The sequence below is a fragment of the Micromonospora sp. NPDC023737 genome (genome assembly GCF_040639715.1).
Classification (GTDB): Bacteria; Actinomycetota; Actinomycetes; order Mycobacteriales; family Micromonosporaceae; genus Micromonospora.
Genome location: NZ_JBFAAL010000027.1, coordinates 1 through 19877 on the forward strand (window position 1 = coordinate 1; position 19877 = coordinate 19877).

At 72.2% G+C, this 19877-nt stretch carries 22 protein-coding genes; 13 read left to right on the top strand and 9 right to left on the bottom strand.

Annotated features, from left to right (window positions below):
* Window positions 1–54: 54 nt before the first annotated feature.
* On the bottom strand, window positions 55–1005 hold the full coding sequence (locus AB0F98_RS30475; protein WP_357742604.1) for a TIGR03557 family F420-dependent LLM class oxidoreductase: 951 nt from the start codon (window positions 1003–1005) through the stop codon (window positions 55–57).
* Window positions 1006–1102: 97 nt separating this feature from the next.
* Complete coding sequence (locus AB0F98_RS30480) at window positions 1103–1228, bottom strand: hypothetical protein (protein WP_281251427.1); 126 nt, start codon at window positions 1226–1228, stop codon at window positions 1103–1105.
* 218 nt (window positions 1229–1446) lie between these two features.
* On the opposite strand from AB0F98_RS30480, the gene AB0F98_RS30485 reads away from it, so the two are divergent.
* Entirely contained in the window at window positions 1447–2943 is a 1497-nt protein-coding gene (locus AB0F98_RS30485; protein ID WP_357742608.1) for a glycoside hydrolase family 3 protein, read from the top strand.
* Between the two features lie 56 nt (window positions 2944–2999).
* Here AB0F98_RS30485 and AB0F98_RS30490 read toward each other — a convergent pair whose 3' ends face one another.
* Together AB0F98_RS30490 and AB0F98_RS30495 are read right to left on the bottom strand one after the other, a co-directional pair.
* A complete protein-coding gene (locus tag AB0F98_RS30490) occupies window positions 3000–3290 on the bottom strand; it encodes a GNAT family N-acetyltransferase (RefSeq protein WP_357742611.1) in 291 nt (96 codons plus the stop codon).
* Window positions 3287–4513, bottom strand: coding sequence for a cysteine desulfurase-like protein (locus AB0F98_RS30495; RefSeq protein WP_357742614.1), 1227 nt, complete (start codon window positions 4511–4513; stop codon window positions 3287–3289). Before AB0F98_RS30495 ends, AB0F98_RS30490 begins: the two co-directional genes overlap by 4 nt.
* 62 nt (window positions 4514–4575) lie before the next feature.
* Between AB0F98_RS30495 and AB0F98_RS30500 the strand changes: the two genes are divergently transcribed.
* The 7 genes from AB0F98_RS30500 (at window position 4576) to AB0F98_RS30530 (ending at window position 8860) form a co-directional block, all read left to right on the top strand.
* Complete coding sequence (locus tag AB0F98_RS30500) at window positions 4576–4944, top strand: hypothetical protein (RefSeq protein ID WP_357742617.1); 369 nt, start codon at window positions 4576–4578, stop codon at window positions 4942–4944.
* 65 nt (window positions 4945–5009) lie between these two features.
* Window positions 5010–5831 carry a DUF1206 domain-containing protein gene (locus AB0F98_RS30505; protein ID WP_357742619.1) on the top strand — a complete coding sequence of 274 codons (822 nt, stop codon included), beginning with the start codon at window positions 5010–5012 and terminating at the stop codon, window positions 5829–5831.
* 69 nt (window positions 5832–5900) lie between these two features.
* Complete coding sequence (locus AB0F98_RS30510) at window positions 5901–7097, top strand: mechanosensitive ion channel domain-containing protein (RefSeq protein ID WP_357742710.1); 1197 nt, start codon at window positions 5901–5903, stop codon at window positions 7095–7097.
* A 221-nt stretch (window positions 7098–7318) separates the two neighbouring features.
* Window positions 7319–7753, top strand: coding sequence for a phage holin family protein (locus tag AB0F98_RS30515; protein ID WP_357742622.1), 435 nt, complete (start codon window positions 7319–7321; stop codon window positions 7751–7753).
* Window positions 7750–8097 carry a DUF3618 domain-containing protein gene (locus tag AB0F98_RS30520; RefSeq protein WP_357742624.1) on the top strand — a complete coding sequence of 116 codons (348 nt, stop codon included), beginning with the start codon at window positions 7750–7752 and terminating at the stop codon, window positions 8095–8097. The genes AB0F98_RS30515 and AB0F98_RS30520 overlap by 4 nt, the downstream gene beginning before the upstream one ends.
* Complete coding sequence (locus AB0F98_RS30525; protein WP_357742627.1) at window positions 8094–8366, top strand: DUF4235 domain-containing protein; 273 nt, start codon at window positions 8094–8096, stop codon at window positions 8364–8366. Before AB0F98_RS30520 ends, AB0F98_RS30525 begins: the two co-directional genes overlap by 4 nt.
* Before the next feature lie 290 nt (window positions 8367–8656).
* Complete coding sequence (locus AB0F98_RS30530) at window positions 8657–8860, top strand: cold-shock protein (protein ID WP_011905669.1); 204 nt, start codon at window positions 8657–8659, stop codon at window positions 8858–8860.
* A gap of 132 nt (window positions 8861–8992) precedes the next feature.
* Here AB0F98_RS30530 and AB0F98_RS30535 read toward each other — a convergent pair whose 3' ends face one another.
* Both AB0F98_RS30535 and AB0F98_RS30540 read right to left on the bottom strand, forming a co-directional pair.
* Window positions 8993–9190 (bottom strand): hypothetical protein, encoded by a 198-nt coding sequence (locus AB0F98_RS30535; protein WP_076470225.1) that lies wholly within the window; start codon window positions 9188–9190, stop codon window positions 8993–8995.
* A 124-nt stretch (window positions 9191–9314) separates the two neighbouring features.
* Entirely contained in the window at window positions 9315–10298 is a 984-nt protein-coding gene (locus AB0F98_RS30540) for an aldo/keto reductase (protein WP_357742633.1), read from the bottom strand.
* Between the two features lie 82 nt (window positions 10299–10380).
* Here AB0F98_RS30540 and AB0F98_RS30545 point away from each other — a divergent pair, with 82 nt between their 5' ends.
* Together AB0F98_RS30545 and AB0F98_RS30550 are read left to right on the top strand one after the other, a co-directional pair.
* Window positions 10381–11175: a trans-aconitate 2-methyltransferase gene (locus AB0F98_RS30545; protein WP_357742636.1), complete on the top strand. Its 795-nt coding sequence runs from the start codon at window positions 10381–10383 to the stop codon at window positions 11173–11175.
* Entirely contained in the window at window positions 11172–12197 is a 1026-nt protein-coding gene (locus tag AB0F98_RS30550) for an adenosine deaminase (protein WP_357742639.1), read from the top strand. The genes AB0F98_RS30545 and AB0F98_RS30550 overlap by 4 nt, the downstream gene beginning before the upstream one ends.
* Window positions 12198–13011: 814 nt before the next feature.
* Here the strand turns inward: AB0F98_RS30550 and AB0F98_RS30555 are convergent.
* Both AB0F98_RS30555 and AB0F98_RS30560 read right to left on the bottom strand, forming a co-directional pair.
* Window positions 13012–14433: a HAMP domain-containing sensor histidine kinase gene (locus tag AB0F98_RS30555; protein ID WP_357742713.1), complete on the bottom strand. Its 1422-nt coding sequence runs from the start codon at window positions 14431–14433 to the stop codon at window positions 13012–13014.
* A 14-nt stretch (window positions 14434–14447) separates the two neighbouring features.
* Window positions 14448–15137: a response regulator transcription factor gene (locus AB0F98_RS30560; protein ID WP_076470229.1), complete on the bottom strand. Its 690-nt coding sequence runs from the start codon at window positions 15135–15137 to the stop codon at window positions 14448–14450.
* A gap of 73 nt (window positions 15138–15210) precedes the next feature.
* Between AB0F98_RS30560 and AB0F98_RS30565 the strand changes: the two genes are divergently transcribed.
* From AB0F98_RS30565 to AB0F98_RS30575, 3 genes are all read left to right on the top strand, one after another.
* Window positions 15211–16134 carry an ADP-ribosylglycohydrolase family protein gene (locus AB0F98_RS30565; protein WP_357742643.1) on the top strand — a complete coding sequence of 308 codons (924 nt, stop codon included), beginning with the start codon at window positions 15211–15213 and terminating at the stop codon, window positions 16132–16134.
* A gap of 313 nt (window positions 16135–16447) precedes the next feature.
* Window positions 16448–18454, top strand: coding sequence for a threonine--tRNA ligase (thrS, locus tag AB0F98_RS30570; RefSeq protein ID WP_357742646.1), 2007 nt, complete (start codon window positions 16448–16450; stop codon window positions 18452–18454).
* A 227-nt stretch (window positions 18455–18681) separates the two neighbouring features.
* Window positions 18682–19194, top strand: coding sequence for an HIT domain-containing protein (locus AB0F98_RS30575; protein ID WP_357742716.1), 513 nt, complete (start codon window positions 18682–18684; stop codon window positions 19192–19194).
* A 100-nt stretch (window positions 19195–19294) separates the two neighbouring features.
* Here AB0F98_RS30575 and AB0F98_RS30580 read toward each other — a convergent pair whose 3' ends face one another.
* Window positions 19295–19777, bottom strand: a complete 483-nt coding sequence (locus AB0F98_RS30580; protein ID WP_357742649.1) for a hypothetical protein — start codon at window positions 19775–19777, stop codon at window positions 19295–19297.
* Between the last annotated feature and the right edge of the window lie 100 nt (window positions 19778–19877).

Here is a 19877-nt window from a genome sequence, read left to right on the forward strand (position 1 = left end):
CCGAGGCGTGCGGACACACCGACATCAAGATTCCCGAGTCGTTCAGACGGGGGCTCAACGGAATCGGGGCAGGATCTCCCGCTGGTAGAGGTCGAACAGGCCCTGGGTGTGGGGGCCGGTGTTGGCCACGTACACCTCGTCGAAGCCGGCCTTGGCGTACTGGTCGATCATCTCCAGGTGCGCCTCGGCGTTGTTGCCGCAGACGAACGACTCCTTCATCATCTCCGGCTCGACCAGCTGCGAGGCCTGCTCGAAGTGACGTGGCGAGGGAAGCACCTGGGACAGTTCACCGGGCACGCCCGAGTTCGGCCACCGCTCGTACGCGACCTGCGCGCCCTCGTCCTCGCTGTCGGCGTACGCCGCCTTGAAGCCGCCCTGGCACGGCTTGTCGCCGCCCCCACCTTCGCGGAACCGGCGCACGAAGTCGGGGTCGGGCGTGGTGCAGATGTAGCCGTCGCCGACCCGGGCGGCCAGGTCCACCGCCTTGGGGCCGAAGCCGGAGACGTAGATCGGCGGGGGCGTGTCGGGCCGGGTGTAGATCCGGGCGTGCTCGACGGTGTAGTGCTTGCCGTGGTGGTTGACGAAGCCGCCCCGCCACAGCTCGCGGATCACCTCGATCGCCTCCTCGAGCATCTCCAGCCGCACGTCGGCCTGCGGCCAGGCGTCGCCGAGGATGTGCTCGTTGAGCGCCTCTCCAGTGCCGACGCCGAGCACGAACCGTCCGTTGTGCAGCACGGCGCTGGTCGCCGCCGCCTGCGCGATCACCGCCGGATGGATCCGTACGGTCGGGCAGGTGACCGCGGTGGTCACCGGCAGGCGGCAGACCTGGCTGAGCGCGCCGATCATCGACCAGACGAAGGCGCTCTGCCCCTGCGCGTCCACCCAGGGGTGGTAGTGATCGGAGATCCAGAGTGCCTGGAAGCCGGCCCGCTCGGCGCCGCGTGCCTGGTCGAGCAGCTCGGCCGGGGTGTACTCCTCGGCGGCGAGAAAGTATCCGATCTTCATGCTTCTCCCTCGTGACGTCACCGGGTCGACGAGGACAGCGGTACCCAGGCACCGGGGCGGGCACACCGCCGCCGCGGGTGGCGGGTCGAAATGGCCGTCAGCGGCGGCGGAACATCGCCCGGATCGCGGCGAGCAGCAGTAGGCCGCCCACCACCACTCCCAGCAGTCGTACGCCGGGCACGTCGGCCGGGCTGGTCGCATCGGCCAGCAGCGTGGGTTCCATGCCCCGCACTCTGCCCACCGGCCCCGCCCTCGGCAACTGTAAGGTTTATTGACTATTTGTTGGCGCGATGTGACCATGGCAGCACCGCCCGCCCGAGGCGGGCCGGAATCGCGAAGAAAGTGGGGGTACGGGGGCCGCATGAGTGAGCGCAGCGAGAAATTCATCAGGTGCGGTGCGGATGAGTCTCGTGCCGATGCCGACCGGTGGGAGGCACGGGCATGAGCCGTCCGGCGGGCCACCTGGCCGCGCTCGCGGCCGCCGTCCTGCAGCCCGGCTTCGTCGGCACCACCCCGCCGCCCTGGGTCCGCCGCTGGCTCGGCGAAGGACTCGGATCGGTGGTGCTCTTCGCCCGCAACGTGGTCGACCACGAGCAGGTCGCCGCGCTCACCGCGGCACTGCGCGCGGAGCGTCCCGACGTCATCGTGGCGATCGACGAGGAGGCCGGGGACGTCACCCGGATCGAGTCGGGCCGGGGCAGCTCGCGCCCCGGCAACTTCGCGCTCGGCGCGGTGGACGACCCGGAGCTGACCGAGGAGGTGGCCCGCGACCTCGGTGCCGATCTCGCGAGCCTCGGCGTCACCCTCGACTACGCCCCGGACGCCGACGTGAACTCCAACCCGGCCAACCCGGTGATCGGGGTACGGTCCTTCGGCGCGGACCCGGAGCTCGTGGCCCGGCACACCGCCGCCTGGGTCCGCGGGTTGCAGGCCGGCGGCGTCGCGGCCTGCGCCAAGCACTTCCCCGGCCACGGCGACACCCAGGTCGACTCGCACCACGACCTGCCGTTGATCAGCGGCGGGCGGGCGCAGCTGGAGGCCGTCGAACTGGCCCCGTTCCGGACCGCGGTGGCCGCCGGGGTGCAGGCGGTGATGACCGGCCATCTGCTCGTGCCGGCGCTGGACCCGCAGCTGCCCGCCACCCTGAGCTCGCGCATCCTCGGCGGGCTGCTCCGCGACGAGCTGGGCTTCTCCGGCGTGGTGGTCACCGATGCCGTGGAGATGCGGGCCGTCGCCGACCGGTACGGCTACGCCGGCGCCGCCGTCCGCGCCCTGGTGGCGGGCGCGGACGCGATCTGCGTCGGTGGAGAGCGGGCCGGTGAGGAGGACGTCCGGGAACTGCGGGACGCGATCGTGGCCGCCGTGGTCTCCGGTGAGCTGCCCGAGGAGCGGCTCGCCGAGGCGGCCAAGCGGGTCGGCCAGCTCACCGAGTGGACCGTCGCCGCCCGGGCCGCGCGCCCCGCCCGACGCGGCCTGCCGGTCGACACCTCGCCCATCGGGCTCGCCGCCGCGCGGCGTGCGCTGCGGATCACGACCCCCACCGGCGCCGACGTCCTGCCGCTGACCCGTGCGGCGTACGTGGTCGAGTTCGAGCCGCCGCGCAACATCGCGATCGGGGCGGAGACCCCGTGGGGCATCGGCGCGCCGCTCAGCGAAGTGCTTCCCGGCACCACCACCCGCCGCTACGCCCAGCCGGACGTGCCGGTCGACCCGACCGCCGGAGCCGACGGACGGCCGGTGGTGCTGGTCGTCCGCGACCTGCACCGGCACGACTGGATGCGCGACGCGGTGCGGCGGTCACTGGCCGCCCGCCCGGACGCGGTGGTGGTCGAGCTCGGGGTGCCCACGCTGGTCACCGGCACGGTGCACGTGGCCACCCACGGGGCGACCCGGGCCGCCGGGCAGGCCGCCGCCGAGCTGCTGACCGGGGCGGGCTGAGGCCCGTCCGGCCCCGGCGACAGGCGTCGGGGCCGGGCAGCCCCGCCGCCCGGCGGTCACGGCTCGTCGATCACCAGGGTGGCGTACTCGGGATGACGGTCGATGAAGGCGGCTACGAACGAGCACCGGGGGACCGCCCGGCCGCCACGCGCGCGAACGTGGTCCAGCGCCCGGCGGACCAGCTCCGACCCGACGCCCATGTCCCGGTACTGCGGGTCCACCATCGTGCGTGTGAAGACCAGCACCTCGCCCTGGGGCTGGTCGTACGCGGCGAACCCCGCCAGCGCGCCGTCGACCAGGATCTCGAACCGGCGCTTGGCGGGGTTGTCCTTGACCAGGCTGCTCACCCGGCCATTGTCCTCCCGGCGGCGGCCAACCGGTCGAGTTCGCCGAGCAGACGGTCGACCTCGTCGACGGTGTTGTAGTGGTAGATGCTGGCCCGCACCGCGCCGCCGCTGTCGCGCAGCCCCATCGCGGTGAAGTACTCGTAGGCGTAGTAGTCGCCGGCCGAGAGACAGAACCCGGCTTCGCCCAACGCCGCCTGGGCCTGCCCCGGCGACATCCCGGCGATCCGGAAGGAGACCGTCGGCCAGCGCCGCGCCGGGGCACCCAGGACGGTGATCCCGTCCAGCCCGGCGAGCCCGGTGAGCAGCCGGTCCAGCAGCGCCTCCTCATGAGCCCGGGCGGCGGTCAGTCCCGCCCGCAGGCGGGCCCGCCGGTCGCCGGTGGCCGCCGGGTCCAGCCCAGCCAGGTGATCGACCGCCGCGGCGACCCCGGCGAGCAGCGGGAAGCTGGGGGTGCCGTACTCGAAACGCTCCGGCACCGCGTCCGAGGAGGGGATCAGCTTCGCCGGGCGCAGCGTGCCCCAGAACTGCGGATCACCCACCATCGCCGCGAGGTGCGGCCCCGACCACTTGTAGGCGCTGGTGACCAGCACGTCCGCGCCGAGTTCGGCCAGGTCGGTCGGTGCGTGCGGAACCGCGTGCACCCCGTCCACGCAGACCAGGGCGCCGGCCGCGTGCGCGATCTTGGCGATCGCCGCCACGTCCGGGGCGGTGCCGATCGCGTTGCTGCCGGCGGTCACCGCGACCAGCCGGGTCCGCTCGTTGATCAGGTCGGCGTACTGGTCGACGGGCAGGTCTCCGGTCCTCCGGTCGAACTCCGCCCACCGCACGGTCGCCCCGGCCGCCTCGGCGGCCTGCACCCAGGGGCGCACGTTCGCGTCGTGGTCGAGTCGGCAGAGCACCACCTCGTCGCCGGGGCGCCAGCCGGCGCCGAGCGTACGGGCCAGGGTGAACAGCAGTGCCGTCGCGCTCGGCCCGAGCACCACTCCCGCCGGGTCGCCACCGACCAGGTCGGCCACCGCGGCCCGCGCACCAGCCACCAGTTCCAGCGCGCGCTGCCCGGGGCGGAAGGCGCTGCTGCGGTTGCTGACGGCACTGCGCATGGCCCCGGCGACCGCGTCGATCACCGGCGTGGCGGTCTGGCTGCCCCCGGCACCGTCGAAGTGAACGAAGCCCTCGGCCAGGGCGGGATAGGCGGCACGGACCTTGGTGACGTCGAACGGCATGTCGCGACCCTAACGCGCGTCCGTGCCGGGCAGCCTGGCGGGCGTCTCGTACTCTCGGCGAGGTGATTCACCGACCTGGTAACACCTCGCTGACCCCCGTCCGCCGCGCCGCTGGCGCCCTGGCCGGCCTGGCGCTCGGCGTCGCCCTGCTGGCCGGTTGCAGCTCCGAGGGTGCCGACACCGACTGCAGCATCGCCGGTTCCTGCACGATCACCTTCCAGCGCGGCGTCGAGGCGAGCGCGAGCATCCTGGGCGTGGAGGCCAAGCTCGTCGGCGCCGAGGGCGACCAGGTGACCGTCGAGGTCGCCGGTGAACAGGTCACGCTCATCACCGGCCAGCAGGCCGCCGAGGTGGGCGGTCTGGCGGTCACGCTGGACAGCGTCACCGACCAGGAGGTCAAGATCCGCGTTTCGCAGGGTTCCGGCGGCTGACCCCGCCGCGGGCGGCGGTGGCGCGCGACGTTTGGGGATCATTCCTGGCGGAGATTGTGGCTCCCATGTCACTCACCCGTACCGCCGAAGCCACCGCTTCCCGCACGGCGAACAGCCGGTGGCTGGAACTGCTCACCCGGGCCGGTTTCGTCGGCTACGGGATCGTGCACCTGCTCTTCGCCTGGTTGGCGTTGCAGATCGCGTTCGGCAGGTCCGCCGCCGACGGCGACCAGTCCGGCGCGCTGCGTACCCTCGCCGCCCAGCCGCTCGGCAAGGTACTGGTCGTCGTTACCGGTGTCGGTCTGCTCGCCATGGCGATCTGGCAGGCGCTGGAGGCGGCCACCGGCCACCGTGCCGAACGTGGCCGGCAGCGTACGTGGGAACGGCTCGCCTCGCTCGGGCGCACCCTGGTCTACCTCTACTTCGCCTGGACCGCGTTCAAGGTCTTCTCCGACGCCGCGTCGAACAGCGCCGACCAGCAGGAGGCGCTCACCGGCCGGGTCATGGAGTCCACCGGTGGCCGGTGGCTGGTCGGCCTCGCCGGGCTGGTGCTCGCCGCGATCGGCGTCGGGCTGGTCGTCTACGGGCTGGTCAAGCACTTCGAGAAGCACCTCAGGACGGGTGAGATGAGCCCCCGCACCCGCACGTTCGCCCGCCGGCTCGGCGTCGCCGGCTACACCGCCAAGGGGGTCGCGTACGCCATCTCCGGCCTGCTGGTGATCGTCGCCGCGGTCAACTACGACCCGGAGAAGGCCCGCGGGCTGGACGCCGCGCTGCACACGTTGCGCGAGCAGTCGTACGGCTCCCTGCTGTTGACCCTGGTCGCGCTCGGTATCGCGGCGTTCGGCCTGTTCTGCTTCCTCCAGTCCCGCTACCGCCGCGTCTGACCTGGCCACACCGTGCCGGACGGCTCGCCCGTCCGAATACCGAACGTGACCGGATCAGAGGAGAACCCTGTGCAGAACTACCTGGAGATGATCGTCGCCGTGTTCGCCGCGGCGGCGATCGCTCTCTTCGTGGCCGCGGTGGTGCACCGGTCGACCCGTCGACTCGGCCGCCGGTCGAGGCTGATGACCGAACTCACCGACCACGCGCACCGCCCGTTCCAGGCGGCCGCCACCGTCGTGGCGATCCAGTTCGCGGTCCGGTTCACCACCACCTACGCGGTCGGCACCCCCTGGCGGCGGATCCTGCTGCACCTCCTGGTGCTCGGGGTCATCGCCAGCGTCGCCTGGCTGGTCGCCGCGCTGCTGGTGGTGGTGGAGGACACCGCGCTGGCGCGGTTCCGGGTCGACGTGCCGGACAACCGGCACGCCCGGCGCGTACGCACGCAGGTGGTGATGCTGCGCCGGCTGACCATCGCGGTGATCGTGATCCTGACCCTCGGCGTGATGCTGATGACCTTCCCCAGTGTGCGTGGGGTGGGAGCCGGGGTGCTGACCAGCGCCGGTGTGGTCGGTGTGGTCGCGGCACTGGCCGCGCAGAGCCTGCTCGGCAACGTCTTCGCCGGGCTCCAGCTCGCCTTCAGCGACGCCGTGCGGCTCGACGACGTGGTGGTCGTCGAGGGGGAGTGGGGGCGCATCGAGGAGCTGACCCTCAGCTACGTGGTCGTGCAGATCTGGGACGACCGGCGGCTGATCCTGCCGACGTCGTACTTCACCAGCACGCCGTTCCAAAACTGGACCCGTACGGAGGCGGCGGTGCTCGGGACCGCCGAGTTCGATGTGGACTGGGCGGTACCGGTGCAGGCGATGCGGGAGGAGCTTCGCCGCCTGGTGGAGAGCACCGAGCTGTGGGACGGACGGGTCTGCGTGCTCCAGGTGACCGACGCGACGGGCGGCGCCGTCCGGATCCGCGCGCTGGTCAGTGCCGCGGACGCCGGCAGTCTGTGGGATCTGCGCTGCCTGGTCCGCGAGCACCTGGTCGCCTGGGTGCGCGACCAGCGCCCGACGGCGATGCCCCGGGTCCGTACCGAGCTCGGCGACGCCCGCAGCGAACTGCCCTGGCAGTGGGTGCAGCCGCGTCGCCCCGCCCGGCGGCCGACCGACGGGGAGGTTCCCGACGACGCGCGGCTCTTCGGCGGCAGCGACGACGGCGACGCGCGCAGCGAGGCGTTCGTCGGCCCCGACGAGCCGGTGGAATCGCGTCGCTGACCCGTCGGGTGCCCGCCGGCCACGTTTCCTTCCGGTGGGCGTGGGCGTTTTCCGTGTCGAGGAGGGCCGCGGCGCGAGGACCGACCCGGTCCGGGAGGTTTGACCCGGCTGCTACCGGGGACCTGCTGCCGGACGTCTCTTCGTGGTCTGGGCGGACACGCACAGGATTGACGAACGGCGACCCCGGGCATACAGCGCGGTGATGACGAAAGGAGGACAGCATGGCTGACCTGGCGAACGCCCGCACGTCCCGCAACGGGAGCGAGCCCTCCACCGCCGAGTTGGTGCAGCGGGCCACCGAGCAGCTCTCGCGCCTCGTGAAGGACGAACTGGCGCTGGCCCGGGCGGAGTTGACCCAGAAGGGTAAGCACGCCGGCATCGGTCTCGGCCTCCTCGGTAGTGGTGGAGCGATGGCGTTCTACGGCCTCGGTGCGCTGGTCGTCACCGTCGGGCTGCTGCTGGACCTGGTGTTGCCTGGCTGGGCCGCCGCGTTGACCGTCGCGGTGGGTCTGTTCCTGCTCGCCGGCATCCTGGCCCTCGTGGGCAAGCAGCAGGTCAGCCGCGCCGTCCCGCCGCTTCCGGCGGCGACCGTCCGCAGCGTGAGAGCGGACGTGGACGTCCTCGCCGCGGCGGTGAAGGACAGGGGACGCTCATGACGAGCAATGGTCACGGACGGATGGATACCGAGGCGCTGCGGGAGGAGATCCGGCGAACCCGGGTCGAACTGGGCGAGACGATGGAGGCACTCGCCGCCAAGGCCGATGTCAAGGCTCGCCTGAAGGAGTCCGCCGGCCAGGCCCGGCAGCGGATGCGGGAGCAGGCCGCGTCGACCGTGGCCCGGCTGCGCGGGCAGGCGGCGGAGATTTCCGGGCTGGCCCGCGCCGACATGGCCCAGCAGCGCGAGATGATGCGGCGCGACCCCACGCCGTGGGCGGCGGTCGCGGTCGGCGCGGTGGCCGTCGTCGTCGCAGTGCTGGTCATTCAGGGGAGGCGCAGGTGAGCAAGGGCATCGGCAACGTCGCCTACAAGCCGGTCGGGGTGCTGCTCGGGATCGCCGCCGGCACCGTCGCCGGTGCGATCTTCCGTCAGGTCTGGAAGCTCACCGCGGGCGACGGCGAGGCGCCCAGCGCCACCGACGAGGACCGCGGCTGGGTCGAGATCCTCGCGGCCGCCGCACTGCAGGGCGCCATCTTCGCGATCGTCCGGGCGGCTGTGGACCGTGGCGGAGCGGTGGGCGTACGCCGTCTCACCGGACGCTGGCCCGAATGATCCACATCTTCGTGTCTGGCCCCCTTCCGCATCGACGGGAAGGGGGCCTTTCGCATGGCGGTAAGGGCCCACCCAGCGGATCTCTGACGACCGTCAGGTCACATGTCGGAGAATTTCGTCGGGTAGGCTGTGCAGAGTTTTTGCGTACGTGGTTTGCTGTCCCCGCTGTTGAGAGATGGCGTGGGTTGAGAGAAGTCTCCTTCACCGGGGGCCGCCTCAGGCGCCGCTGCTCGAAAACGGCCAATCGGCCGCACGGCGTGCTCGGCCGCCAGTTTTAGAAGGAGATACACATGGCGCAGGGAACCGTGAAGTGGTTCAACGCTGACAAGGGCTTCGGCTTCATCACCGTCGACGGCGGGGGTGCTGACGTGTTCGTCCACTTCTCGGCCATCCAGACCAGCGGCTACCGCACTCTGGAGGAGAACCAGCGGGTGGAGTTCGAGATCGCTCAGGGCCAGAAGGGCCCGCAGGCTGAGCAGGTCCGCCCCCTCTGAGCAGCGTTGACCGGCAACTGAGCGGTCAACAGTCCGATCCGTTCACGGATCAACAGTGAGACCCCGCGTCCCGCCCGGGACGTGGGGTCTTCCGTTTCCATCGTCGCCCCAGCCGGTCGGCTCGTCCCGGGGTCAGGGGCGCCGGCGGCGGGCGCGCAGGCCGAACCAGATCCCCACGAGGCCGGCCAGCGACACCACCGGTCCGGCGACCACCCAGATCCGTTCGCCCGTCATCACACTGCCCTCGACGTAGCCCAGTCCCTGGACGGTCCAGACGGCGCCGATCACCAGCGCCAACAGGCCGAGGGTGAGCAGGAACCAGCCCCTCATCGGGTACCCCCTTCCCGGCGCCGTGGGCCCACCGGTCGGCGGTGGGCCCCCGGCGTGGTCCGCCGGCGGTCGGGTCCAGCATCCCCGCAAGCGACGGCAGGAGCGAGGACCCGACGCGCGCGGGTCACCACCGATTGTGGATCTGCGGGCGGATCAGCTCGTCGTAGACGTCCCGGACCCCGTCCAGTTGCTTGGTGGACAGCGGTGGCAGCGCGGCCGCCTCGACGTTGCGGAGGGCCTGCTCGGTGTTCCGCGCCCCGGGAATGACCACGGTGACTCCGGGCTGGTCCACCACCCAGCGCAGCGCGAACTGGGCCATGCTGCTCTCCGGGCCGACCAGCGGGGCGAGCCGGCGTACGGCCGCCAGCCCCAGTTCGAAGTCGACACCGGAGAACGTCTCGCCGACGTCGAACGACTCGCCGTGCCGGTTGTAGGTGCGGTGGTCGTCCGGGCCGAAGGTGGTGTGCTCGTCGTACCGGCCGGAGAGCAGTCCGCTGGCCAGCGGCACGCGGGCGATGATGCCGACCCCGGCGGCCGCCGCGGCGGGCAGCACCCGTTCGAGGGGCTTGTGCCGCAGCGCGTTGAGGATGATCTGGACGCTCGCCACGCCGGGCCGGGCGATCGCGGTGAGCGCCTGGTCGCAGGTCTCCACGCTCACCCCGTACGCGCCGATGGCGCCTTCGGCGACCAACGTGTCCAGTGCGTCGAAGACCGCGTCGTCGGCGAAGACCGCGGTGGGCGGGCAGTGCAGCTGGACGAGGTCCAGAGTGTCCATACCGAGGTTGGCCCGGGAGCGGTCGGTCCACTCGCGGAAGTGCGCCAGGGTGTACGCCTCCGGCCGCTGCTCGACCCGGCGGCCCATCTTGGTGGCCACGGTCAGTCCGGCGTCGGGGTGTGCGCGCAGGAAGCGGCCGATGAGCTGCTCGCTGCGGCCGTCGCCGTAGACGTCCGCGGTGTCGAGGAAGGTGACGCCGGCGTCGACCGCGGCGCTCAGGACCGCCATCGCGTCGTCCTCGGTGACCGTGCCCCAGTCGGCGCCGAGTTGCCAGGCGCCGAGGCCGACGACGCCGACGGTCCGACCGAGTCGGGGGAAGGTGCGCTGCTCCATGCCGACGAGCCTAGTGAGCGGCTTGCCGGGCCGGGCACCGGCCCGTACGGTAACAAGACGAACGTACGGTTTGGGAGGCGTCATGTGGGATCCGGCCACGTATCTGCGTTACGGCGACGAGCGGTCCCGACCCTTCTACGATCTGGTCGCCCGGATCGCGGCCCGCCGGCCACGCACGGTGGTCGACCTCGGCTGCGGCCCCGGCCAGCTCACCGCCACCCTGGCGGAGCGCTGGCCGGCAAGCCGGGTGATCGGCCTGGACTCGTCGCCGGAGATGATCGAGCGGGCGGACGAGCTGGGCGCGCCCGTCGAGTTCGGCGTCGGTGACGTACGCGACTGGCGACCCACGCCCGAGATCGACGTGGTGATCAGCAACGCGGTGCTCCAGTGGGTGCCCGGGCACCAGGACCTGCTCCGGCGTTGGGCGCGGCAGCTGCCGGCCGGAGCATGGCTGGCGACGCAGGTGCCGGGGAACTTCGACGCCCCGTCACACCGGGCGCTGCGCGAGGTCGCCGGGCGTCCGGCCTGGCGGGAGGCGTTGCTCCCGCTGCTGCGGGAGGCGCCGGTCGACGACCCCGCCGATTACGCGGCGCTGCTGACCGGCGCGGGCTGCGCGGTGGACGCCTGGGAAACTACCTACGTGCACCTGCTCCCGGCCGACGTCGACGCCGCGCATCCCGTGCTCTCCTGGATGGAAGGCACCGCGCTGCGCCCGGTCCGCGCGGCCCTCTCGCCGGGTCGGTGGGAAGACTTCCGCGCCGAGCTGGAGGTACGCCTCGCCGAGGCGTACCCGATCCGGCAGAGGCAGGTGTACTTCCCGTTCCGCCGCGTCTTCGTCGTCGCCCACACCGGCGCCCGTGCCGAGGAGAACCTGTGACCGACCTGTCCGCCTTCATCGCCGGAATGCCCAAGGTGGAGCTGCACGTGCACCACGTGGGCTCCGCATCCCCTCGGATCGTCGCCGAGCTGGCCGCCCGCCACGAGGGGCGCAGCCCGGTGCCGGCCGACCCGGCGAAGCTGGTCGACTACTTCGAGTTCCGCGACTTCGCCCACTTCATCGAGGTCTACCTCAGCGTCGTCGACCTGATCCGTGACCAGGAGGACGTCTGGATCCTCACCCACGAGGTGGCCCGGGAACTGGCCCGCCAGCAGGTCCGGTACGCCGAGCTGACCATCACGCCGTACTCGCACGTCCGGCGGGGCATCCCCGCTCCCGCGTTCTGCGAGGCGATCGAGGATGCCCGCAAGCGGGCCGAGGCCGACTTCGGCATCGAGCTGCGCTGGTGCTTCGACATCCCCGGCGAGGCCGGCCTGGAGTCGGCCGAGGAGACGCTGCGCATCGCCCTCGAGGAACGCCCGGACGGGCTGATCAGCTTCGGCCTGGGTGGTCCGGAGATCGGCGTACCCCGGCCACAGTTCAAGCCCTACTTCGACCAGGCCCGTGCGGCGGGGCTGCGCTCCGTGCCGCACGCCGGGGAGACCACCGGCCCGCAGACCATCTGGGACGCACTGCGTGACCTCGGCGCGGAGCGGATCGGGCACGGCATCGCCGCCGCCCAGGACCCGGAACTCATGGCCTACCTGGCCGAGCACCGGATCGCCATGGAGGTCTGCCCCACCTCGAACCTGCGCACCCGTGCGGTGGCCGACCTCGCCGAGCACCCGCTGCCGCGGCTGGTCGAGGCGGGGCTGCTGGTCACCATCAACTCGGACGACCCGCCGATGTTCGGCACCACCCTCAACGACGAGTACGCCGTGGCGGCCGGACTGCTGGGCGTCGGCGTGGAGGGGGTCGCCGGGCTGGCCCGGGACGCGGTGACCGCCTCGTTCCTGGACCCGGCCGGCAAGCAGCGCATCATCGGCGAGATCGACGCGTACCTGGCGACCGGCGGGCGCTGAGCGGGCCTCGCGGGCGACCGAGCGGGCCTCGCGGGTGCTGATCCGGGTCGGCGGCGGGAAGGGCGCGCGGCGGGAGTAGGTGTGGGGGGACCGATTCCCCCGCCGCGCGCATGGCCCCACCGGAGGAGTGGGTGCGCGAATGCGCCCCCCGGTGGAACTGATGGGTTCGTAGGAGATCCTGTCAGGCGGCGGCCGGACAGACGCCGCCGTTAAGTCGGATCTAAGGAAGACTTGCGCCGCCGCACAGCCGGCCCCGAAACCGGCGACCGTTCCCCACGCCCTCGCCGTGCGCCGCTTGGGCGGGCCACGTACTGCGGTGCGTCGAAGCTCCGCTCAGCGAGCGTGCGATCCAAGCGCGGCGTTTCGACGCGCGGTGCGTCGAAGCTCCGCCCACGCAGCATGCGATCGGGGCTCGGAGTTCCGACGCTGCGGTACACGTCGGAGCTCCGCCCACGCAGCATGCGATCGGGGCGCGAGTTTCGACGCTGCGTACACGTCGGAGCTCCGCTCACGCAGCGTGCGATTTGGGTGCCCCCGGGACATCTCCCTCGCCCCCTTTGCTCTGCACCCCGATAAGCGCCAGTTACTGACCGCGACCACTGTGCATGGCGGCCGCCTGACTGGGCCCGACGAAAGTGCAGGTCAAGTCGGTGGTGCGTCGGTGGGTGCAGAGCAAAGCGTCCGAAGCGGTGGGGGTGCGGGTGCAGCCGCCATTACGGAGAGTGTGAGCACATTCTGTAGCCGCCAGCCGCCAGCCGCCAGCCGCCAGCCGCCAGCCGCCAGTCGGCGAGCCGGCGAGCCGGCCGATCGGTGCTCAGCGATCCGGCGGGCGCTGCCGGGGCCAGCGGCGGCGGCCAGAACTCTTCTGGTCGCGAGCCTCCCGTGCCATCCGACCGACGAGCCCGAACCGGTTGACCTGCCGGGGCGTCGCCTCCGGGTCGGCGAGCAGCATCACCACGCTCGCCCCACCCAGCCGCGCCCGGTCGATGCTCACCGAGCCGTTGGCCTGCATCGCCACCCGCTTGGCGATGTCCAGCCCCAGGCCGGTGGAACCCCGATCACTGGTACCGCGTCGCAACGCCCGGTCGGGGTCGGGGATGCCCGGGCCGGCGTCGTCGATGCGGATCGCCACGTACCCGTCCCGCCGGGAGACGGCCACCTCGAACGCGGTGCCCTGCGGGGTGTAGCGGAATACGTTCCCGATCACCGCGTCCAGCGCGGCGGCCAGCTCAGCGCGCGGCACCGGCGCCGGGATCCGCAGCTGCGCCCCGCTCACCCGGTGCGGACGGTTCTGATCGCCGGCGAGCGCCGACCAGAACACCATCCGATCCCGAACCACCTCGCTGACGTCGCACATCGCCGGCCCGGCGTCGTGGGTGACCGCCTTGCGTGTGGTCTTGATCAGTACGTCGATCTCGCCCTCGAGCGTGACGATCGCCTGACGGATCCGCCGGATACCCCGCCGGTGGTCCAGCTCGGCCTGGCTGAACGTGCCGACACTCGTGTCGTCCGACTCCAGCGCCTCCGCGTCGAGCCGGAGCACCGTCAGTGGCGTACGCAGCCGGTGCGACAGGTCGGCGACGAGTTCCCGCTCGTCGGTACGGGCCGCGTCGAGGTGCTCGGCCATCTGGTTGAACGCGTGCCCCGCCTCGGCCAACTCCCGCGGGCCGGCCGGCTCCACCCGCGCCGCCAGGTCGCCCTCGCCGATCGCGAGCGCCCCGTCGATGAGGCCCCGGGTGGCGTAGACCGTACGGGTGGCGACCCGGTCGACCACCACGACCGCCGAGCCGACCAGGGCGACGGCGACCGCGCCGAGCAGGAACAACCTGGTGCCGGATCCCCGGCTCATCGCCGTGTCGGGGACGAAGACCTCGACGACCGCGATCCGGTCACCCAGCACCACCGGGTCGAGCCGGGCGGCGCCGCCGGGCACGTCCACGACGAGCGACCGTCGCTGGGCGCGGGCCCGATCGAGGTCGGCGGGCGTGGCCCGGCCGGCGTCGCTGTCGTCACCGAGACCGTGCACCACGGGACGCGTGGCCGCGTCACCGCCGCTGGCGGCCACCGCCCGCTCGATCACCGCGGGGTCGGTGCTGACCGCCAACGCCCCCGTGACCAGCGCGCTGCGCCGGGCGGCGTCGGCGATCGCCTCCGCACGGACCCGGTCACCGAGGCTGACCGCGAGCGGCACCAGGAACGCGAGCGCCACCAGGGCGCAGACGCCGGCCGTGAGCAGGGTCAGCGTGACTCTCAGTCCGGCGCCACCAGCCGGAAGCCGACCCCCCGCACGGTGCGCAGGTAGCGCGGCTTCGCTGCGGACTCGCCCATTTTGCGGCGCAGCCAGTACAGGTGAACGTCGATGGTCTGATCCTCGCCGACCGACGGCTGCCGCCATACCTCCTCCAAGAGTTCCCGCCGGGACACTACCCGTCCGGGACGTGCGGCGAGATACGCCAGCAAATCGAATTCCTTGCGGGTCAGTGCCAGCGGTTCCCCGTCGAGGTGGGCGCTGCGCTCGCCGACGTCCATCCGCAGCCCGCCGACCTCGTGCACGGCCGGCTGAACGGTACGGCTGGCCCGCCCGGCCCGGCGCAGCACCGTGGTGATCCGGGCGTCGAGGTGAGCGCCGGTGAACGGTTTGACCATGTAGTCGTCGGCGCCCGCGCGGAGCAGCCGTACCACGGACTGCTCGTCGTCGCGGGCGGTGGCGATGATGATCGGCACGTCGGTGATGCCGCGCAGCATCCGCAGCGCGTCCGAGCCGTCCAGGTCGGGCAGGCCGAGGTCGAGGACCACCAGGTCGGGAGTCTCCGCGGCGACCCGACGCAGCGCGTCCAGCGCCGTGCCGACCGCGTGCACGGCGTGCCCCCGATCGGCGAGGGACCGCAGCATCGCGCCGCGTACGACGTGATCGTCTTCGACCAGGAGGACGGTGGCCACGCAAAGACGGTACTTGGCGTGGCAAGTTGATCGCGTTGCGGCGCACCTGGGAACCGGGCAAGCTGGTACAACGATGTCCTTCACGCTCTTCGCCGACGCCCGACTGGCGCTCGCCCGGGACAGCCTCACCGGCCTCTCCGTCGGCGACGCGCTCGGTTCGCAGTTCTTCGTCCCCGGCCGGCAGCCGGCGGATCTGCTCGCGGGGGGTCTCCCGCCGGCACCCTGGGAGTGGACCGACGACACCGAGATGGCCTGCTCGGTGCTGGCGGAACTGGTCGAATCGGGCCGCATCGACCGGGACCGGCTGGCGCTCGCCTTCGCCGAGCGCGCCGAGCCGTCCCGGGGGTACGGGCCCGGCGCGGTGACGATCCTGCGGTTGATCCGCACCGGCACGCCGTGGCCGGTCGCCGCCGCGTCGGCGTTCGACGGGCAGGGCTCCTGCGGTAACGGGGCAGCCATGCGGGTCGCACCGGTGGGCGCGTACTTCGCGGACTCGACCGCCCAGGCGGCGGCCCAGGCCCGAGCGTCGGCCGAGGTGACACACGCGCACCCTGAGGGGATCGCCGGAGCGGTCGCGGTGGCCGTCGCCGCCGCGCTGGCCGCGCGGGGCCGGTTGGACGGGGACCGGCCCGCCGCGCATCGTCTCCTCGCCGGGGTTGCCACCGCGCTGGACCCGGCCACCGAGGTGCACCGTCGGCTACGCCGCGCGGGCGACCTGCTCGGCCATCCGCTGCCGCGGGTCGTCGGGGTGCTCGGCAACGGGGCCCGGGTCACCGCGCAGGACACCGTGGCCTTCACGCTCTGGGTGGCCGCCACGCACCTGGAGGACTACCCGGCCGCGATCCGCGCGTGCGTGGCGGCCGGCGGGGACGTGGACACCACCGCGGCGATCGTGGGCGGAATCGTGGCCGCGTTCGCCGGGGTGGGCACCCCGGGCGGCGTACCCACCGACTGGCTGGCCGCCCGCGAACCTCTTCCCGACTGGCTCAGTTCCTGAACCACTCAGCATCGATGGAGTCGGGTGCCGCCTCGACGCCGAGCCCCGCGAGCAGACCGCGGCCAGCAGCGCCTCGGCGCTCCCACCGGCGTCGCCAGCCGCTTGCCCGCCCCCACCTCGGTCGGCGCCCCCGTCCAACCCGGCCACTCCCGCAGTTCGGCTCTCGGCGGGGAAGGTTCAACGCGGGCGCGGGTGTCCACAACTGGGCCGTTTCCTCGGCTGAGGCGTCGGCGGTTGGGGTGCAATGGCGGACCGATAGCATCGGCGGGGGCCGTACCGGCCCGTTCTGTGCCGTCTGCTGCGAGGAGTCACCGTGTCCGCACCCCGTACCCCCGCCGTGGCCGACCCCGTCGTCGTCGCCGCCGGGACGACGGCGGCCGACGCGGTGGCCGCGGCCGAGTTGCCCATGACCGGCCCGAAGGCGATCGTGGTGGTCCGCGATCCCGAGGGCCGCCTGCACGACCTGGACTGGCGGCCGGCGACCGACATCGCGGTCGAGCCGGTCAGCATCGACTCGCCGGACGGGTTGAACGTGCTGCGCCACTCGACCGCGCACGTGCTCGCGCAGGCCGTGCAGGATGTCTTCCCCGAGGCGAAGCTCGGCATCGGCCCGCCGATCGAGAACGGCTTCTACTACGACTTCGCGGTGGAGAAGCCGTTCCAGCCGGACGACCTGTCGAAGCTCGAGAAGCGGATGCAGGAGATCATCAAGTCCGGCCAGCGGTTCCGGCGGCGCCGGTTCGCCAGCCTGGACGAGGCGCGGGCCGAGCTGGTGAACGAGCCGTTCAAGCTCGAGCTGATCGACATCAAGGGTGAGGGGCTGGACTCCTCCGAGGTGATGGAGGTCGGCGGTGGCGAGCTGACGATCTACGACAACCTCGCGGCGAACGAGGAGAAGGTCTGCTGGTCGGACCTGTGCCGCGGTCCGCACCTGCCGAACACCCGGCTCATCGGGGCGTTCAAGCTGATGCGCTCGGCCGCCGCGTACTGGCGCGGGTCGGAGAAGAACCCGCAGCTGCAGCGGGTCTACGGCACCGCGTGGCCGACCCGGGACCAGCTGAAGGCGTACCTGAAGCTGCTGGAGGAGGCCGCCCGGCGCGACCACCGCAAGCTCGGCGCGGACCTCGACCTGTTCAGCTTCCCGGACGAGATCGGCTCGGGTCTGGCCGTCTTCCACCCCAAGGGCGGCATCATCCGCCGGGAGATGGAGAACTACTCGCGTCGCCGGCACGAGGCGGCGGGGTACGAGTTCGTCAACACCCCGCACATCACCAAGGCCAACCTCTTCGAGACCTCCGGTCACCTGCCGTACTACGCGGACACCATGTTCCCGCCCATGCAGCTGGAGGGCGCGGACTACTACCTCAAGGCCATGAACTGCCCGATGCACAACCTGATCTTCAGGGCGCGCGGGCGGTCCTACCGGGAGCTGCCGCTGCGGCTGTTCGAGTTCGGCACGGTCTACCGGTACGAGAAGTCCGGCGTGGTGCACGGCCTGACCCGGGTCCGTGGGCTCACCCAGGACGACTCGCACATCTACTGCACCCGGGAGCAGATGCCCGGGGAACTCAGCACGCTGCTCACCTTCGTGCTGGACCTGCTGCGCGACTACGGCCTCGACGACTTCTACCTGGAGCTGTCGACCCGGGACGACTCGCCGAAGTTCATCGGCAGCGACGAGGACTGGGCCGAGGCCACCGAGGCGCTGCGCACCGCGGCCGAGCAGTCCGGTCTCGAGCTGGTGCCCGACCCGGGCGGCGCGGCCTTCTACGGCCCGAAGATCTCCGTGCAGGCGAAGGACGCGATCGGCCGGACCTGGCAGATGTCGACCATCCAGGTCGACTTCAACCAGCCGGAGCGGTTCGGGTTGGAGTACCAGGCCGCCGACGGCACCCGGCAGCGGCCGGTGATGATCCACCGAGCGCTCTTCGGCTCGATCGAGCGGTTCTTCGGGGTGCTCACCGAGCACTACGCGGGCGCGTTCCCGGCCTGGCTGGCGCCGGTGCAGGTGGTCGGCATCCCGATCCGCGAGGACCACACCGACTACCTGCACGGCTTCGTGGCGGCGCTGCGCGCCGAGGGGATCCGCGCCCAGGTCGACGCGGGTGACGACCGGATGCAGAAGAAGATCCGCACCGCGCAGCAGCAGAAGATCCCGTTCATGGTGATCGCCGGCGACGACGACGTGGCCGCCGGCACCGTGTCGTTCCGCTACCGGGACGGTTCCCAGCGCAACGGCGTGCCGATCTCGGAGGCGGTGGCGCACGTGCTGGACGTGGTCTCCTCCCGTACCAACATCGGTCCCTCCGCCCAGATGTGACGACCCGGCGCGGGCCACGGGCCGCTCGCGCCGGTCATAATCTTGCACGATCCGGGAAGTAGTGGCCTCCGCCGCGTCAGGAGGCCACTACTTCCGTGTTCGAGCGCGATCTTCCGCGTGCCTCGCTGTCGACGGCGGGTACGCGGGACGCAGCCGGCACCGGCGCCCGGAGAGTCCGTAGGATCGCCCCTGTGACTGGGGCGGAACGGCACACGGACAGCGACGGAATGGCCGACGGCCTGGAGCGGCTCTGGACGCCGCACCGGATGACCTACATCTCGGGCGACGACCGCCCCGACGAGGGCTACGAGAAGCCGAGCGGCTGCCCGTTCTGCCGTGCGCCGCACGCGCCGCCGGAGGAGAGCCTCGTCGTGGCGCGGGGCGAACGCGTGTACGCGGTGCTGAACCTCTACCCGTACAACCCGGGCCACCTGCTGGTCTGCCCGTACCGGCACGTCGCCGACTACACGGAGCTGGACGAGGCGGAGACCGCGGAGCTGGCCGCGTTCACCCAGACCGCGATGCGGGTGGTCCGCAAGGTCAGCAACGCGCACGGGTTCAACCTGGGCATGAACCAGGGCGGAGTGGCAGGTGCCGGCATCGCCGCACACCTGCACCAACACGTGGTGCCACGCTGGGGCGGCGACGCGAACTTCATGCCGGTGATCGGGCGTACGAAGGTCCTCCCGCAGCTGCTCGGCGACACCCGCGAGCTGTTCGCCCGCGCCTGGCCGTCCTGAGGCACCGCTCTCCGCCCGGCCGGGCCCGCCCGGCAGTGCCGGTCACCTGTCCCGCAGTGCCGTTGCCCCGTAGCCCCGGTGAGCTGCCCCGCAGCGCTGGTCAGTTGCCCCGCAGTGCCGTGACGAGTTCCGGCCAGCCCGCCACCCGCTGTACGTGGGGCAGGTGGGCGACGTGCGCGGCCACCTCGGCGGCCCGGGGCCGGAACAGGAAGCGGTGCGGCACCGAGTCGAGGTAGCCGAGCACCTCCAGCCTGTCGTCGACGAAGTGGGTCAGCCCGAGCCGCCGGGCGATGGGGGCCTTCGCCGGCCGGGTACGGCAGAAGTGCACCCGCTGCACCGGGATCCCGGTGCGGGTGTGGAAGTCGTGGTGCGCCAGCCACTGGAGGGTCCGCCGTTCGGTGTCCTCGCCGCACTTGCTCACCAGGTGCACCTCGTCGAAGCCGTCGGCCAGCGCGGCCAGGGCGTCGACGGCCCCCACGACCTGTGGCGTACGCAGGTAGTGGTCGCCGAAGAACGAGGTGTCCGCGTCGTCGTCGGCCGGTTCGATGATCACGCCGCCGATGTCCACCCCGAGCCGTCGCATGCGACCGATCATGCCGCATGGCCGGCGGGTGGGGCAGCACCGTTCTTCCGGCCGCACGCGTCGTCGCCCTCCGGGCCTCTGCCGCTACCGGTTCCCCGTG